General features: G+C 59.6%; 11 protein-coding genes and 2 pseudogenes. 1 reads left to right on the top strand and 12 read right to left on the bottom strand.

Annotation, left to right across the window (positions count from 1 at the left end):
• The 5 genes from AC07XB_RS38265 to AC07XB_RS38245 form a co-directional block, all read right to left on the bottom strand.
• Positions 1–356: hypothetical protein (locus tag AC07XB_RS38265; protein ID WP_492832989.1), on the bottom strand; the 356-nt coding region annotated here is incomplete at its 3' end.
• 6 nt (positions 357–362) lie between these two features.
• A complete protein-coding gene (locus AC07XB_RS38260) occupies positions 363–1175 on the bottom strand; it encodes a hypothetical protein (protein ID WP_492832987.1) in 813 nt (270 codons plus the stop codon).
• Positions 1176–1273: 98 nt separating this feature from the next.
• Positions 1274–2092 (bottom strand): hypothetical protein, encoded by an 819-nt coding sequence (locus tag AC07XB_RS38255; protein WP_492832985.1) that lies wholly within the window; start codon positions 2090–2092, stop codon positions 1274–1276.
• 155 nt (positions 2093–2247) lie between these two features.
• On the bottom strand, positions 2248–3732 hold the full coding sequence (locus tag AC07XB_RS38250) for an HlyD family type I secretion periplasmic adaptor subunit (protein ID WP_492832983.1): 1485 nt from the start codon (positions 3730–3732) through the stop codon (positions 2248–2250).
• Positions 3729–5906, bottom strand: coding sequence for a type I secretion system permease/ATPase (locus AC07XB_RS38245; RefSeq protein ID WP_492832993.1), 2178 nt, complete (start codon positions 5904–5906; stop codon positions 3729–3731). Before AC07XB_RS38245 ends, AC07XB_RS38250 begins: the two co-directional genes overlap by 4 nt.
• A 1162-nt stretch (positions 5907–7068) precedes the next feature.
• Here AC07XB_RS38245 and AC07XB_RS38240 point away from each other — a divergent pair.
• Positions 7069–7562, top strand: a pseudogene (locus tag AC07XB_RS38240) (3-phenylpropionate dioxygenase); the annotation flags it as partial.
• Positions 7563–7763: 201 nt separating this feature from the next.
• Here the strand turns inward: AC07XB_RS38240 and AC07XB_RS38235 are convergent.
• The 7 genes and pseudogenes from AC07XB_RS38235 to AC07XB_RS38205 all read right to left on the bottom strand — a co-directional run bounded on the left by AC07XB_RS38235 (position 7764) and on the right by AC07XB_RS38205 (position 16183).
• Positions 7764–8837 carry an MBL fold metallo-hydrolase gene (locus AC07XB_RS38235; RefSeq protein WP_492832981.1) on the bottom strand — a complete coding sequence of 358 codons (1074 nt, stop codon included), beginning with the start codon at positions 8835–8837 and terminating at the stop codon, positions 7764–7766.
• Positions 8838–8850: 13 nt separating this feature from the next.
• A complete protein-coding gene (locus tag AC07XB_RS38230; protein WP_492832979.1) occupies positions 8851–9942 on the bottom strand; it encodes a porin in 1092 nt (363 codons plus the stop codon).
• Between the two features lie 1245 nt (positions 9943–11187).
• Positions 11188–12393 (bottom strand): alpha-hydroxyketone-type quorum-sensing autoinducer synthase, encoded by a 1206-nt coding sequence (gene cqsA / locus AC07XB_RS38225; RefSeq protein WP_493688195.1) that lies wholly within the window; start codon positions 12391–12393, stop codon positions 11188–11190.
• On the bottom strand, positions 12390–14153 hold the full coding sequence (locus tag AC07XB_RS38220; protein WP_492832975.1) for a DNA topoisomerase: 1764 nt from the start codon (positions 14151–14153) through the stop codon (positions 12390–12392). The genes cqsA and AC07XB_RS38220 overlap by 4 nt, the downstream gene beginning before the upstream one ends.
• A 256-nt stretch (positions 14154–14409) precedes the next feature.
• Positions 14410–15318, bottom strand: a pseudogene (locus AC07XB_RS38215) (IS4 family transposase); the annotation flags it as partial.
• A 103-nt stretch (positions 15319–15421) separates the two neighbouring features.
• Positions 15422–15841 (bottom strand): T6SS amidase immunity protein Tai4 family protein, encoded by a 420-nt coding sequence (locus AC07XB_RS38210; RefSeq protein WP_492832973.1) that lies wholly within the window; start codon positions 15839–15841, stop codon positions 15422–15424.
• 123 nt (positions 15842–15964) lie between these two features.
• Positions 15965–16183, bottom strand: a complete 219-nt coding sequence (locus AC07XB_RS38205; protein ID WP_492832991.1) for an IS4 family transposase — start codon at positions 16181–16183, stop codon at positions 15965–15967.
• Positions 16184–16310: the final 127 nt, after the last annotated feature.

Below are 16310 nucleotides of genomic sequence, written 5' to 3'. Positions count from 1 at the left end.
TCTGTCACTTGCCTGTTCATTGATTTGTTGGAGCAGGCTAAAACCCTGCATGAACTAATTTCGCAACAGCTTCTAAGTGGACCGTCCGATTGAAGGTATGGCGGCTTGAGCACGATCTGACCGGGAGTCGTAACTCCCGAGATTGTTTTAGGATCAATGAAAATTGCGTGGTCACTCGGCTTGATCGCATCCTCATCTTTAGGCCACCGGACGACGATTTCTCGCTGTGCAAGCGCTTGTCGTAGCGGCTCTGCGAGCGTCAACCGGGGATCGTTCAGGATCTGAAGGGCCTGGTTGATGACAGCTGGATCAGCCCCCGTCAGTCCGGAAAACACGCTCTTATCGATAACAGTCATGACTCATTACTCCTTGGGATAGCGACCGGTGACGGTGATGGAATGGACACAGCCGACTCCAACAATCTTTTGGGTACTCACGTCCTCAAGAATGCTGACGACGATGCTATAACCTGGGCCGCCATATCGACCCGTGTTGCTCCACGAGAACATCCCCCAAACATAGGCGGGCGGCCAGTAACGCACGTTCGCATGCGGCGAACTGTCGAAGTTTTCGAAACTCCAACCGGTGTAGACAGCCAGTTCGTAGGGGTTCAGGCAGAATCCGCTTTGCTTGGGGGCAATCTCTAGTTGTAGCGTTTGAGACCTCTCCCCGCGAGAGTTCTGATAGCTGCTGATCGAATAGAAGGCCCGAAAAACCTCCCACGTCGATGGATCGGCGTAGCGCGTGCCGCTAACCTCATACCATTTTCTCCAGGTCCGCCGGTCCATCGCATCCAGCTCCCGTTCGGTGAGCGTAATTCCCATCCTCTGCTTGACCTCTTCGACATTCGGAGCCCGATCTTCCAGGTTCTTGGGAAAGAGCGTGATCATGCTGTCGATCAGTTGCTTCAGATCGGACGGCCATCCATCGGCAATGCTCAGATCGCGCGGCGGCAGCGGCGTGCCTTCGGGCTGCGCGACCAGTCGCGTGGGCGGCATCGGCAAAGGGGGCGCCGGTGCAGCAGCGGCCGAGGCAGGCATTGCCGCACTTGGCGAAGGTGTTGCCTCCGCATCGTCGCGTGCAACAGGCGCCGCCAGCGACGCAGTACACGTAGTCAGCATCGCAATCACCCCTGCCAGGGCAATGCGCTTGCTGACAATAGGAATCTGCTTCATTTCAATGTCTATTTGAGTTAAACACCCTGGTCGATGAGAGATGGATCCACCTCCGTCGTCAGTGCGGAAAACACGCTCTTATCGATAACAGTCATGACTCAATACTCCTTGGGGTAGCGACCAGTGACGGTAATAGATTGAACACAACCAATGCGAACAATTCTGAGAGTTTCGACATCCTTTTCGATTCCGACGACGACGCTATAACCTGGGCCGCCATACCGACCGATATTGCTCCACGAGAACATCCCCCAGACATAGGCGGGCGGCCAGTAACGCACGTTCGCATGCGGCGAAGTGTCGAAGTTTTCGAAACTCCAACCGGTGTAGACAGCCAGTTCATAGGGGTTCAGGCAGAACCCGCTCTGTTTGGGAGCGACCTCAAGTTGAAGGGTCTGAGTCTTCTGCGCGAGCGAGTTGTCTCCTTTGCTGATCCAGTAGAAGGCTCGGAACAACTCTGGTGTGGTGGGGTCCACGTAGCGCGTCCCGCTGACCACGTAACGTCTGCTCAAAAAGGAGCGTTCTCCAGGCTCCAGCGGTCGCTCCGTCAGCGTGATTCCCATCTTCTGCTCAACCTCCTCGACATTTGGAGCTTTGTCGTACGGGTCCTTAGGGTAGAGCGCGATCATGTTGTCGATCAGCTGCTTGAGATCGGACGGCCATCCGTGGGCAATGCTCGGATCGCGCGGCGGCAGCGGCGTGCCTTCGGGCCGCGCGACCAGTCGCGTGGGCGGCATCGGCAAATGAGGCGCCTGCGCGGCGGCAACGGGTGGGGCGGGCATACCCGCACTTGGCGGTGGTGTTGTCGCGACCTCACCGCGAGCAACCATCGCCGTCCGTGAGGCAGTACATGAAGCTAGCGTCAGCATCACCGCCGCCAGGGCGATGCGCTTGCCAGCAAGACAGATTTGTTTCATCTCAATTTATCTTTCAGTTCAAGCCTTCTGCGGCGATTCTTCGACGATGAATGTGGGCTTGGAACACCGATTGCACGGCAAGTACAGCGGCGCCTCGATATCCGTACCGTACATAGATCACTCTGTTTTCAATGACCATCTCATGCTCGAGCGCTTCATCGCTCTCTCAAACTCTCGCTGGTCGCTCTCTGTACCGGGCTGAGCAGGAATTCGATGATTCGCCGCTTACCAGTTTTGATCTCCGCCGTGAGATTCATCCCCGGGGACAGTCTGATCTGCCGGCCATCCACATCAATGGTCGTGGTGCCCATGCTGAGCGTTACCGGGAAAATCGCCCCGCGCTTCTCGTCGGTGACCGCATCCGCGGTCACCGTCTTGACCATGGCGCTGACCGTGCCGTAGCGCGTGTACGGGAAGGTCTCCAGCTTGATCGTGGCTTCCTGGTTGGTATTGACGAAGCCAATATCCTTGTTCTCCAGCATTACCTCGGCCGTCACTTGGGCCCCATTGGGCACGATCACCATGATGGGTTGCGCCTCCGTGACCACGCCGCCTTCCGTATGCATGGACAATTGCTGCACCGTGCCGGCCACGGGTGCGGTCAACGTCGTCAGCCGCTCGCGCTGACCAGCCTTGGCCAAATCCTGTGTGCCTTGCTGCCGCTTGAGTTCCGCCGCGGCTTCCCGCGTTCTGAGGCTGTGCTTGGTCTCGGCGATGAAGGCTGCTCGGGTGTTTTCGCTCTCTCTCAAGGTGGCGTTGGCTTCAGCTAGCCTTGCGCGTTGTGTCGCCAAATCGCGTTCCAGCTCAATACGTTCCCTCGTGCGATCTTGGTTCGCGTGATGCGAGATGAATCCCTGGTTCGCCAGTTGATGGAAATCGGCTTCTCTTTGTTTCGCAATGGGAACCGTCGTCTCAAGTTTGGCAACCATCTCGCGCACCGTGGCGATCTCGGCCTGGCGGCGATTGATCTCGGCGGCCGCCTTGGCGAGCTTGGCCGTGATATCGCTCCATTCATCGCTCAGCTGGGCTTGTGAGGCACTCGCGTCGACATCCGTCCAGTCGGGCGGAATCGCTTTACCGAGTTCAGGCGCGCGGGAAGTGCCCAACACATTGAGCGCCTGCAGCAGAGCGCGGGTGCGGAGCACTTCCGATTGCATCGACTTCAGCTGCTCGTCGATGCTGGTCCTGTCGGCCTGGGCGCTGGTGGGGTCAAGCTCGACCAATGCCTGCCCGGCCTCGACGTGATCTCCGTCCCTCACCAATACGCGCTTGACCACGCTCACCTCCAACGGCTGGATGGTCTTGGTGCGCTCACTCACGATGATCTTGCCGGGCGCCGCCGCGACAATGTCGATCTGTCCGAAAATGGACCATGTCAGCGCGATGAGAAACAGAACGATCAGCGCATAGGCCAGGCGCCGGGGCGCCGGATGCACGGGTGTGTCCTGAAGACTCAGGGCCGCAGGCAGGAAGGCCGCTTCATCGGCCAGGCGTCTTGGCCCTGCCAACTCATGGCGGTGCTGCCAGGCTACGTTGAAAATGGCGCGATAACGGGCGAAGAGTTCGAGAACAGGGTGACGCACGCTCGGCGAGTTGGCTGTGGGTGTGCTAGTTGAGACGTCCGAGGAGTTCGTGTTCATGCCGTAGCCCCTCTGTCTGCCACCCCAACGTCCCTGCCTTCGGTCGGATGGCCGCCGTCCTGTATCGCCCACAGGTGCGCATATATGCCATTGGGCCGGTTGATCAGGGCCTCATGGGTGCCACCTTCGACGATCCGTCCCTTGTCCATCACAATGATGCGGTTGGCATGCCGCACTGCGCTAAGTCGGTGGGCAATGATGAAAACCGTGCGTCCCTTGCATATATGCGTCATGTTGCGCTGCACGATGGCCTCACTCTCGTAGTCGAGCGCACTGGTGGCCTCGTCGAAGATCAGGATGCGCGGATGAGAGAAGAGTGCACGGGCAATGGCGATGCGTTGGCGCTGTCCGCCCGAGAGACTCGCTCCTTGTTCGCCGACGATGGTGTCGTAGCCCTCGGGCAGCTCGCTGATGAATTCATGCGCACCCGCCAACTGGGCTGCATGGATGACGCCTTGGAACGGCGCGGCCGGGTCGACGATCGCGATGTTCTCGCGTACGCTGCGGTTGAATAGCAGGTTCTCCTGAAGCACGACCCCGACCTGTCTTCTGAGCTGGGCTGCGTCGATCAGGCTGATATCGATGCCGTCGACCAGCAGGCGTCCCTGCTCGGGGGAATAGAGGCGCTGGATCAGCTTGGTCAGCGTGCTTTTGCCGGAGCCCGAGCGTCCAACGATACCAATGACTTCGCCGGGACGCACATCCAGGCTGACACCGTTAAGCACTGGCGTTGCCTCAGGTCGGTATCGGAAGGTCAGGTTGTCCAGCGTTACGCGCCCCTTGAGTGCCGGCAGTTGGGCGGCTGCGCTCGGTGGGACTTCCGTGCGGGTGTTGAGGATATCACCGAGCCGAGCCATGGAAATGCCGGTCTGCTGGAAGTCGGTCCACAGCTGGGCCATGCGCATGATGGGCTGTGACACGCGCTGCGCGAACATATTGAAGGCGACGAACTGGCCGACCGTGAGCTCGTTGTTCATCACCAGGTGCGCGCCGTACCAGAGGGTGACGGCATTCACGAGCTTTCCGATGAGGTTGACGCCTTCGTGCGCCCAACTCGCAAGGTTCTGGGTTCTGAAGCTAGCGGAGACGTAGGCGGCCAGTTGGTTGTCCCAGCGGCATCCGAAGACAGGCTCCAGCGCAGTGGCCTTGACCGTCTGGATGGCGCTAACGGTCTCCACCAGCATGGCCTGGTTCTCAGCGCCGCGTGCGAATTTCTCGTCCAGGCGCCTGCGCAGGATGGGCACCACTGCCAGGCTGAGTCCGAAATACAGCGGCATGCTCGCGAGTACGATCAGCGTCAAGGGCGCGCTGTAGAACAGCATGACAGTGACGAAGACGATCGAGAATGCGACGTCGAGCAGCACCGTCAGCGCGTTCCCGGTGAGGAAGCTGCGGATGTTCTCGAGTTCACGTACGCGGGCGACCGAATCGCCAACGCGCCTCGCCTGGAAGTAGGCGAGTGGCAATTGGACCAGATGACGGAACAGCCGTGCGCCAAGCTCAACGTCGATGCGGTTGGTGGTGTGGCTGAAAATGTAGCTGCGTAGGCCGTTAAGCAGGGATTCGAAGACGACGACGACCAGCAAGCCGATGACGAGCACGTCCAGCGTGGTGACGCCGCGATGAACCAGCACCTTATCCATAACGACCTGGAAGAAGAGGGGACTGACCAGCGCGAAGAGTTGGAGGATGAAGGAGATGAAGAGCACTTCGCCCAGCAGCTTCCTGTGCTTGACGAGGCTGGGGATGAACCAGGAGAAGTCGAACTTGGCAAGTTCGCCCGCGAGGCTGGCGCGGCTGGTGATGAGGATGAGCTCGCCGGTCCAGCGCGCAGCGAAGGCTTCCTTGGGTTCGATGACTGGACGCGACGTTTCGGCGGTGGGGTCTTGCAGAAGAACACGCTGGGCATCGCACTGCGCAAGGATCACGAAGCGCTCTGCGCCGTCTTCGCCACGGAGCACAGCCAGTGCCGGCAAGGGCGTCAGGCTCAGCCTGTCGAGTGTGGAGCGCGAGGATTTGGCTTTGAGGCCAAGGTGCTTGGCCGCGCGCAGTACGGTCGCTGTATCGACAGCGTCTGACGGAGCAAGGCCTAGTTGATGAGCCAGCAAGGAAGCATCGGCTGCAACCTGATGGATGCGAGAGAGGGTGCACAGTGCGACTAGCGCCGGATGAATCGCAGGTGTGGAATCTCCGCGCCCGGCCGCAAAGGGATCCTTGGCCGAAACCAGCGAAGACTGTCGATCTGTATTCAATGTATCTCCCGCATCGGCATGTCGCGAATTCCTGATTTATGACTTCTGGACTCCTGCTCCGATCCGTGCAAGGTGGGTCTGAAGAAGGCAAAGATGTTGGTTGAAAGACGTAATTCGTCGAGGGGGATTGATGATTGTCACGGAAGATTCATACAGCCCTATCCGGTCGACCCCTCGAGTTCTTATGCGGCTGCTAGGCGAACGTCTGAGCATATATACGGGCGTCGCCCAGATAGATCCCCGTGTTCCGCACTTCAAAGAAATCGTCGGACCCACAGCGGCGCCGCAGGACACATGCAGAAGAACGGGTCGAGTTGACAAGGGACTCGCGCTATTCGGGAAATGCGATCATCGCGGTAAAATGTGATGCTTTTGTTGCATCGTTACCGCTCCTTGGGGGTATAAGCGGCATGCGGAGCACACGGACGCCTCGGCCACCGCGCGGCGCAGCAATACGCCGGACCGCCCAGGGACCGGCTGTGATGATCCGCGTTGACGCGTTTTGGCTCGCAGAGGCACAGCGCGCGGCCGAACTGGCCGCCCGGCAGTAAGCGGCAACGCGTCTCGCACGCGCGGAAGAATGTGAACGGCAGATGCGCTAAGACCTCGCAGACTTGCCGTTCGACAAGGCCGTCGACATGGATATGCAGACCCGCGCCGTCATCGTCGAGGCGCGGCGCAAGGGGTAGGGACGGACAGCACGGAGCCCAGACACCGGCACCCCCCGCACCCGGGCGCCTTTTCTTGCCACCCATGTCCATGCCGATAACTATTCTTATCAGCATGAGGATTCGGAATGCAAAATTGGTCGGTTCAAGATTGGGCCGGACCGAATTCCAGCGAAATCAACGGCTTGTGTTTAGGCTAGGTTCGGTTGGCCAGCCGTTGCGGGAACGCCGCCGGTCGGGTTACCTGGTCATTGCCGGTACTGCCTGATCTCCAACAGGCCAGCAGAAAGTTCGGAGAGTTGCTGCGCGGCGTGTTGCTGGGCGATGGTCAAGGTCTCGATACGGAGGAGTTCGGAAATACGGACACTTCCGAATTCGATATCGGAAGCGGCTCATAGCTCCAAAATGGCGTCTAGCTGCACAAGCTATCGTACTCAATGTCCGAAGGTGAAATCAGTGCCGAATATCAGATCCCGGACAACGACACCGGGTTTATCTTCGAGAAGAAAGGACAGCGCGACGTCAACTCCGACTGGAAAGAGTGGATCGACACCGGCATCCACCTGACGCAGCTCGAGATCCTCTATCCCCAGTCCGGCGGGCCTGGCGGCAAGTTCACCATCGTCGGCAGCCACACGCTGATCATTGACCGGGCTGCGGGTGTCTTCCACTGGCGCTGCCGCAAGCTCTCCGGTTGGCAGCGCGATGCCTACCGTTTCCTGTACAAGGACCGGCTAGTGAGCGCCATTGGCAAGTGCTGGAGCAACACCGCGTAGCTGTGGAAAACATGGAGCCTGATGCGAACCGGCGCGAGCACCTTTAACAGCATGACATGGGCGTAGTCTACCTGCGGCGCCATCTCAGGAACCTAGCCGGCAAGCAACTGGAAGGGGCCGCCTCTGCTAGCTGAGGCGTATGAAGTCGTGGCAAACTCGCCATTTTCATGCCTTGCGCATTGGCGTTGAAGCACAGGAACGCGCGTAAGCCGCGCTCCAGTGTGGTTGGCAATCTACCGGTCCGCCGGGGCGAAGTGCCATGCCTGGCGACGTCAATCCTACTGGGCGCGATCACCGCTTCCCTGTGGCAACCTGACCGATAGAGGCTACCATTGCTATTCCTGCCACACGGCAATACCGCCCTTCTGGCCGTTACTGTCCAGTCCGATATCAATGCGGGTCAGATCCTCACCGACAACGAACGGGCCGGCGTATGTCTTGCGCACGCGGTCCACGATTTCGCTCAGAGAAGCGTCGCCGTTCAATCCAATGTGACTGAATACCGCCAGCTTGGGCTGCGCCATTTGGAATACGCGCGCCGCATCCTCAGGAGAGGAGAGGTGATCATAGATGGCTCGATACGCAGGGTTCGATGCGAGCAATGCGTCTGGAATCAATGTGACGCAGTGCACGAGCACATCGACGCCCCTCGCCTGGTCGGCGACAGCGGCGCTGAAGCGCGTATCGCCGGACAACACAGCTACATGGCCACGATATTCAATCCGATAGCCGAATGATGGCTTAATGTTCTTGCCATGATCATTGTCGAACGCGGTAACGCGTACGCCATTCTTTTCATAGACAACACCTGGTGTTACATCATGGGCGTTGATCTCCACTCCTACTAGTGAGCTCCCTTCGTCCTTGTGGCGGGTAGCGATATCCGTCGCGAAAGCCTTCTGCAGGCCGTCCGCCAGTGCACGTGTGCCTGTGGGACCATATAGTTCCATTGGCTTGTCACGCCGGCCATACGGCGGCCGCAGCCAGCCAGTCAGCCACAAGTCGGGCAGGCCAACCAGATGGTCTGAGTGAAAGTGCGTCAGAAAGTGAGCGTCGATCCTTCCAAGTGGGATGTGCAATTGCCACAGGCGCACAGCCGCATCACGACCAAAATCGAAGACGAGTTTCTGATCGCCGGCCTCCACCAGGGTGCTATAGCCGGCTCTCGCTGGGGATGGCACGGGCGTGCCTGTGCCCAGTAGCGTTATGCGGAAGTGGTCCGCCTCGTCCGGGGCCGCAGTTGGTGCGGAGCTTGCCGGCACCGCCGTAGCGGCCTCCGCTTGACCCACGGCGAAGTTCAGGCCCGCAGAAATGACGAATGCTACGCCAGCTAGCGTAGCCGCCAATTTAGTTAGTCTCATCAATTCACTCCACAAAAAAGAAAAGCCTCGAACATTGCAGGTTTGCATCTCAAATTCTCATTCAAAAGCTGTGTTTGAGACCCAGCATCGCGCCGAGCTGGTTCCCGCCGATTGCCGGGTTACTACCAGCAGCTCCGCCGCTGACGGAGAGTGCGGACTGGCCGCCGTTGGCGATGTAACCGGCCGTAGCGTATAGAGATGTACGCTTTGAGAAACTATAGGTACCGCGCAGCGCGCCAAGCCAGGCATTGCTGACACTATGACGGTACTTTAGGTAGAAGACTTCCCCGGCCAGATTGAATGTTGGCGTGACATCGTAAGACGCACCACCGAACCACAGGTTGCTACGTGGCGTGCTGCTGCCCTCATTGTTTCGTTGCAGCAGGCCTATGCCAAGTTTGGCTTTCGAGAGCAGCATGTAACCACCAAGCGCCAGCCTGCCATCTTTCAGCGTGCTATTGGTCAGGCCCGCAAATGCTCCCGGACCGCCGCGCAGCAAGTCGTAGGCGGCACTTACACCCCACCAGTTAGTTTCATACATCAGAAGGGCTGACCATTCCGTACACGCCTTGCTGTCTGCTGGGTTTTCGCCGGCGCAATTTGTGCCGACTGGGCTGGGACCTGCATTTACGGTATCGCGACCAAGGCTGTAAGTGCCACCGACTGTGAGTCCCCCGAACGTCCCCTTGTAGGCGATGGCGTTATCGGCACGCGTATTTGGGATATAGCTGTCAATCGAACCTGCGCCATAAATGTTTGCGCCCAGGATGTCGGTGTCGAGTCGGGCCCAGAACAGCATGGTGTACTGGCGCCCAAAGCTTAACTGGCCCCACGGGCCGCTGAGCCCGACGAACGCCTGGCGACCAAACAGGCGTCCGCCCTGATTGGATACACCAGCATCAGGGGCAAAGCCGGATTCCAGCACGAATACGCTCTTCAGGCCGCTACCAAGATCCTCCGTACCGCGCAGACCCCAGCGGGAAGGTACCGTACCTGTCAGCGAAGGCACACGTGCGAGATCGCTTTTCGCTGCGCCAACATTGTTTAGATACTCAATACCCGAGTCCATCACGCCATAGAGGGTGACTGACTGTGCCGCCGCGACAAACGGCGCCGCGGCTAGCATGCCGACTGCAAGACTTCTTACCTTCATCTCCGACTCCCCTCAGTGCCAATGTTCGGCAGTTCTCACTTATTTGTTGCTAGCGCACCTGAGTGACCAATGCGTATCTTGCGGCGCCTCGGGTTCGCCAACCTCGAAACTCACATGTTCATATTTGAACGTTACGCCCATATATGAACACGCACGGATGATACCGCCGCTTTTGTGAAAGTGCGACTAGGGAAAATGCCGGGCGGGCGCGAGCTGCTGAGCCCTGAAGCGAGGGGATGCCTCCAGCGTTGAGCCAGCCTAGCGGTGGCAGCGCTGAGCAAGATGCCGCCCGTTGCAAAAAGTGAACTGATAGAGGGGCGACCGATAGTCGCTGCAAATGCGATCTACCGCGGACGAGCCCGCTTCTGACGAGATATCAGTGGTACTCGAACCCCAGCTTATCGATGATCGTTACACACAGGCCAATAAGCGAGGTCGGAAACCGACAGGCGCCATCCGCTCAGTGGATAGCTTGAGTTTTTCAAGGCTATCGACGAGTTTCCGACCTCGCTCCACATCATTTCAACTGCCGAGTCGAGCGGCGTCGCCGCGCAGGTGTTGGATCGCCGTCCTCGTCAGGCTCGCATGTTCTCGAGCGTGCGGCCGAACGGGTCAATCTGGCGATCGTCAGTTCGATGGGGCTCGACGCGTGCTGCGGGGAAACGGCCCGGCCAGGTATCGGGCATGTCCCAATCGTCGCCGCGTACCCACCGCAGTGCCGCGAGAGCTTGTCCCACTCGAAATCGTCCCAGCGACCGAGATTCTCGATGCCGACGTCATCTTCGGTCTTCCTCGCCGCTGCGAGCGCGCCTTCCAGCACACCGACTGCGCTCTTGAGCGTTGGGCCCAACTGAAGTACAAGGGTCTGCACAGGCGCAAGCGACGAAGTGCTGCCTGGCTGGACAGGATGCGCCGTACCAACCCGATGCTGTTCGCTCACTGGCGTGTCATTGCGCAACCGGCTGGATAACGGGAGCCGTATGACGCGAGAGTGTCACGTACGCTTCTGCGAGAGGCTCGGGGGGCGGTTCCCAGGGTCTATTTACCACTTTGATCACCAATGTTGCGCGAGGGCCGGGCACGTCGCCGGGGTCCGTTGCCAGCCAGCGGGCCGCGATGACGTCAAGTGGCAAGCCCTGTAGCCAGGCCCGCAAGGCCGCATAGTGGACGCGAGTGAGCGTCGTCGGCGCGACGCTATGCGTCATCGCCCGGTCATCGAGACGGCCTGCGTTGCGTCCTGCTCCATTATGGGTTCACCTCACTGCGCAAGTCTGCGCAAGCCCGCAAGAGCCGCTCGATATCGTGATCGGTGTGTCCGGCGTTTAGCGTCAACCGGACCAGGGAGTGGCGCTTTGGCGTGGCCGGGGCACAAAAGACCGCGCCGAATACCCCGCGGCGCTGCAGCCCGTCGCGTAGTCGCAGCGTATTGCGCTCGGTGCCACTCTCCAGCGCGATGATCTGCTCGGTGCCTTCGGATAGCGCGTATCCGAGGCGAGTTAGTTCACGGCGGACATAACGGGCCATCTGGTGAAGCCGCGCACGCCGCCCATGCGCCGTGGAAATGAAGGGCAACACGGCGTCAAACCAGGCGATCTCGTGCGCAAGCAGGCCCGAACTGAAGATGGCGGGCCGAGACTCGCATGCGAAATACTCTTTGAACTCGCTCGAGCACGAGATGAAGCCGGCCCTGCCGGCAAAGGCTTTCGCAAGCGATGCGGTACGGAAGTGCACTCGTTCGGCGAGGCCCAGTTCGCAAACCAGTCCGCGGCCGCCGGGGCCGTGCGTACCGAGGGCGTGGGATTCGTCGACCACGAGGATCAAGCCCGTTGCTTCGGCCAACTCGACTAGCGCTGGAAGCGGCGCAACACTGCCGCTGGTGCTGTAGACCGAGTCGACGGCGATGACTCCGGCACCGTGTTTGGCAATTCGCGATCGCGCGTGCTGAACGTTGTTGTGCAGGAAGGGAACGAATCGAGCCCCAGCTGCTAGCGCGCCTTCGCGCAGCGAGGCGTGCGCGTGCATGTCCAGATACACGGGGATGTCGGGGGCTGCCAGGGATTGGAGCAAACCAACGTTGGCCGCCCAGCCGGATTGGCAGATCACACCGTCTTCGGCGCCGATGAAGTGGGCAAGGCGGCGCTCGAAGGCGTGCTGAGGCGAGTCGCGATGCAGGAAGGCCGATGACATGAGCAGCTCGCGCTTGTTGTTGAGCAAGACTTGGGCTTGGTGTTGCCGCAAGGCGGACTCGTCTAGCAAGCTGAGATAGTCGTTGCTCGAAAAATGCAGGGCATCCGGTGGGGGTGTCATGTCGCGGAGTGGATGCGATCCACCCCATGCGTTCTGCAAGCGGTCCACGTAGTACTCGCGCAGGCGCCGTGCGACGAAATCCGGGTAGCGGTGCGTTGCGCGACGGCGTTGCGCATCGCGTAACTGGCGATCCGGATTTGTCATGGTGGGATTGATTGCTGCTGTGGCAGCCATTGGAAATGCCGGCAAGCCGGGAATCCGGTACATCCGAGGAAGCGGCGACCGGAGTCCTTCATGACCCGGCCGATCAGTCGGCCGCCGGCACAGCTGGGGCAAGGCGAGCCGGCGACGGCAGGCACCGGCGCCGCCGCGGTTGCTGGCGGGGGCTTTGCAGCCTGGCGGGCTGGCCCAGGTAGGTCCTGACGAGCGGTCTTTCCCTGCACGTCTGCTGGCCGCACCCCCGGCTTGCCGCCTTCATCCGGTTGGGTGTAGTTGCAAGCTGGAAAGCCGCTGCAGCGCCAGAAGGGTCCTCGGGAGCTGGTGCGCTGTCGCATGGGCTTACCGCATGTTGGGCACGGCACAGTGCTGTCCGGCCTGGCGTGAGGCGTGCCCGGTCGTTGTGGCGTCCTACGTGCGCCCGACTTCAAGCGAGCGATGAGCTCGGACAACCAGGCGCTAAGCTCCCTCTCAAAGACCTCAAGCGCCAGGGTTCCTGCTTCCACCTGCATCAGGCGGTCTTCCCACTCGGCTGTGAGCACCGGATCGGCCAACTGCGGTGCGTTGGCCTCAATGAGCGTGATCAAGGCCTCGCCTCGTGGCGTGGGCAAGACCTGTTTCTTCTCCGTGGCCAGGTAGTCGCGCTTGAACAGGTTTTCGATGATGGCCGCACGAGTGGCGTCGGTACCGATCCCTGCCTTCTCCTTGTTGCGCATGATCTTGCGCAACCGTTCATCCTCGATCTCCTTGTCGATCGATTCCATGGCGGCGATCAAGGTGCCTTCGGTGTAACGCCGGGGCGGCTTGGTCTTCCTGGCGACGGCGTCGCAGTTAAGGTTGCGGGCGGCATCGCCCGTTTGCGCTGGCGGGAGGGCTGCGACATCCTCCGCCGGCGGAGCGTCCTTGGTATTCGGCCTGTCCTGTTTCTCGGGATAGGCGCGCTTCCAGCCTGGCACTTGTGGCGTCTTGCCGGAAACACGAAACCGCTCGCCGGCGCAGACTACCTCGATCACCGTCTTGTGGAAATGAAAGTCCCCGAGGAACTGCGCCAGGTAGCGCCGCACGATCATGTCGTAGATCGTCTGCTCGGATTTCGACATATTGTCGACCGAAACCCGAGGATTGAGAGACGGGATGATTGCGTGGTGGGCGGTGATCTTGCGGTCATTGAAGGCTTGTGAGGTGCTGCTCGGATCGGCGCAAGCCAGCAGGCTGGCTAGGTCAGGCCGTGCGGCCCGGATGCCCTGCAGAACCGTAGCCGTTTCTGCGAGCATGGAACTTGGAAGGTACTCGCAGTCCGTGCGTGGGTAAGTGGTCGCTTTGTGTTTCTCGTACAGCGCCTGGCAGGCGTCCAGGACAGTCTGTGCTTTGATGCCATAGCGGGCAGAAGCCTCACGCTGCAGGCTGGCGAGGCTGAATAGCCGGGGCGGTGCTTCGCGCTCCGGCCCGGCCTCGACATGATCGACTCGACCGATTTGACCTCTAACCTTGTCCGCGACGGACTTGGCGGTCGCCGCCTGCACCACGTGGCCATCCGGGTCGAGCAGCGTCGACGCCGGGCGCCAGGCCATCGGCACCACTACGCCGGCGAGCTCGAAGCTCGCCTGCAGCTCATAGTAGGTCTTCGGCACGAAGGTGCGGATCGCCCGCTCACGGCGCACCACGAGGGCCAGCACGGGCGTCTGTACGGGCCCGAAATGCAATGTCCCTCCTTTGCCGCCAGTGCCAAAGCCGGTGGTGAGCATCATGGCCTGGGGCGCTCCGGCGTAACGTGTGCGTAGTAGAAGTGCCCCTCGCCCATATCAGCAGGCATTTGCACTGCAAGTTTGGACGCTGATGGCATGAGCTCGACCTGGGTCATCCCGCATAGATGCATGCGCTTATACACAACCATCCCCATCGTCCGCAGTTCGTAACCTGCGCACGGTCTTCGCAGCGACATAAACCTCTTTCAGTCCGAGCCAAATCGTCTTCACGCCAGGCTCGCCATCGCTCCTGCGGCTACCAGTCGATCAGTTCGATCGCATCGTCCAGATCGGCCGCAACACGATTTGTCAGCAGACGCCACTCGACTGGCTTGACGCCGTCCGGCGCATCGAACTCGCGCGCGACGATGCTTGTTGCCGCGACGGTCTTGCCTTGGCCACCGGCAGATCAACCCGCCGCATCCACAGTTGCTGGCGCACGGTGCGCGCCTTGACGCCGTGCCGTGATCCCCTCGTGAAGGCAATCTCGCCAACGGGCTCGCCGCTGGCGGCGCGCTGCCACTGCTTCTCGCCGTCCGGCAAGCAGCGATTGTGGGCAGCAAGCATGAGCCAGTCTGCGGGCGTGCCGAGTTCTTGAGCCGCGAAGCATCGACGCCACTAAGTCCGCTTCGCGGTCGGCGACGTAGACTAGGCGTGTGCCGGGCAGCCCCCCAGCCATTTCAGCGATGTGCTCGTAACCTTCGATCCAACGCAGGCTCTCCTTGGGCCCGCCGCGCTTGCCCCGCTTCTCGCGTGCCCACATCCATGCGTCAAGCACGCCAAGTGGCTTGCGTTGCGGCGTGACGGCGTAGGTTGGGTGCAGATACATGCCGCGCTGCGCTTCATAGCTCAACGGCCCCAGACTGACCACCCCTTGCCTGTTGAAATCAAGTTCCGTCGTGTCCTGAAGACACCGCACGACCGGCTGATCTCGCATTCTCTGCTGGGTCTGCTGCCAATGCGGCGCAAGAACATCGCGCCAGTCAACGCTGTCATTACCAAAGAAGCGATAGGCTCCCATGGTTTCGCCCCAGCCGTGGCACGCCTTCGGTACACTGGCCAGAGGATCGGCCGTCAATCGCACCATCAATATCCTCGCTCGCTTGTCCAGGCGCGCATCACCGAGATCCAATTGAGCAAATTCGGTCGCTGCCCGGGGCACCTTGATCGGTCAAGGATGTGTATAACCGCATGGGCTTAACTCTCAGTGGTCCATCCAGGACGAGCGTTCGTAAATCACACTCACGCCGGTTTAATTGGCGATTGCAGTACTACTTTGGTAAGTACTGATCTTGAGATTTTATGAATATATCAAATTCGTTGGATTTATAAATTTCTATGCAGCCATAAAATGCCATTTTTTTATGAGTGTATTTGCTGATCGAAGACGTATTTTGATAGGCATCAAGCATGTATTTTTTGGTTGCCGCGTAGGGGTCATATATAACTGAGAGAGTGTCCTCGTTTTGGATGATAAAATGTTGACAATTTCCCATCTTCGAGTAGGCGCCTATAGCAATGCCTATATCAGACTTTATCTCGGACTCTTCTTTGAACTGGCTGGATATGCAACTGGCTAATCCATAGTCTTTGAGTATTGTTCTGGCAGTATTGGCGTCAATTTCCGCCGATAAGGAGTTTCCTGAAATTAGTAGTGCAGATAATATAAAGATTCGTGATTTAATTATCATTTAAGATCGCTAAAATTTATTTTTTACAGTTTTACTATTGTATTTTCATAGGTATGGCCGCCCAAGCGAACCCCACTAGCACTCAATTACTGCCTTCCTTTTACGCATCTCGTTATACGGAACTCATGAGCCCTTCCGCAGCGCCTGAATCAGGAAGGCGACATACGTTGTTCGCTGCATGCCGATCCAGATCGTTTTGGCGCAGGGTTCGCCATCACTCTTACGCCCAAGGAATCCACGTGGAGAGGCCACCAGGCGAATCCTCTGATTGAGCGTAACTGATGTCTTTGGATGTGCCTTTTTCGCGAGCACGTATGCAGCTCGTCCTAGACGTCGCCCCATTTGTCGCCGCCCGTTGGCGAAAGCCACGATGCCTTCCTCGGCAACTCGGAAGCCATCAACCTGATCGTGCATGACAGCGTGCACGCCCACCGCGGCTCGATCTCCGCCGAGCATGGGCTGGGCCAGC

The sequence above is a fragment of the Cupriavidus sp. GW821-FHT02F09 genome, assembly GCF_059421605.1.
Note: the sequence above shows the minus strand (reverse complement) of the source record. Positions and strands in the feature narration are given on the sequence as shown.

Coding starts and splice junctions, on each gene's coding strand:
- AC07XB_RS38260 (WP_492832987.1), bottom strand. CDS start 1,175: ATGAAGCAGATTCCTATTGTCAGCAAGCGCATTGCCCTGGCAGGGGTG.
- AC07XB_RS38255 (WP_492832985.1), bottom strand. CDS start 2,092: ATGAAACAAATCTGTCTTGCTGGCAAGCGCATCGCCCTGGCGGCGGTG.
- AC07XB_RS38250 (WP_492832983.1), bottom strand. CDS start 3,732: ATGAACACGAACTCCTCGGACGTCTCAACTAGCACACCCACAGCCAAC.
- AC07XB_RS38235 (WP_492832981.1), bottom strand. CDS start 8,837: ATGCAAACCTGCAATGTTCGAGGCTTTTCTTTTTTGTGGAGTGAATTG.
- AC07XB_RS38230 (WP_492832979.1), bottom strand. CDS start 9,942: ATGAAGGTAAGAAGTCTTGCAGTCGGCATGCTAGCCGCGGCGCCGTTT.
- cqsA (WP_493688195.1), bottom strand. CDS start 12,393: ATGACAAATCCGGATCGCCAGTTACGCGATGCGCAACGCCGTCGCGCA.
- AC07XB_RS38220 (WP_492832975.1), bottom strand. CDS start 14,153: ATGATGCTCACCACCGGCTTTGGCACTGGCGGCAAAGGAGGGACATTG.
- AC07XB_RS38210 (WP_492832973.1), bottom strand. CDS start 15,841: ATGATAATTAAATCACGAATCTTTATATTATCTGCACTACTAATTTCA.
- AC07XB_RS38205 (WP_492832991.1), bottom strand. CDS start 16,183: ATGGGGCGACGTCTAGGACGAGCTGCATACGTGCTCGCGAAAAAGGCA.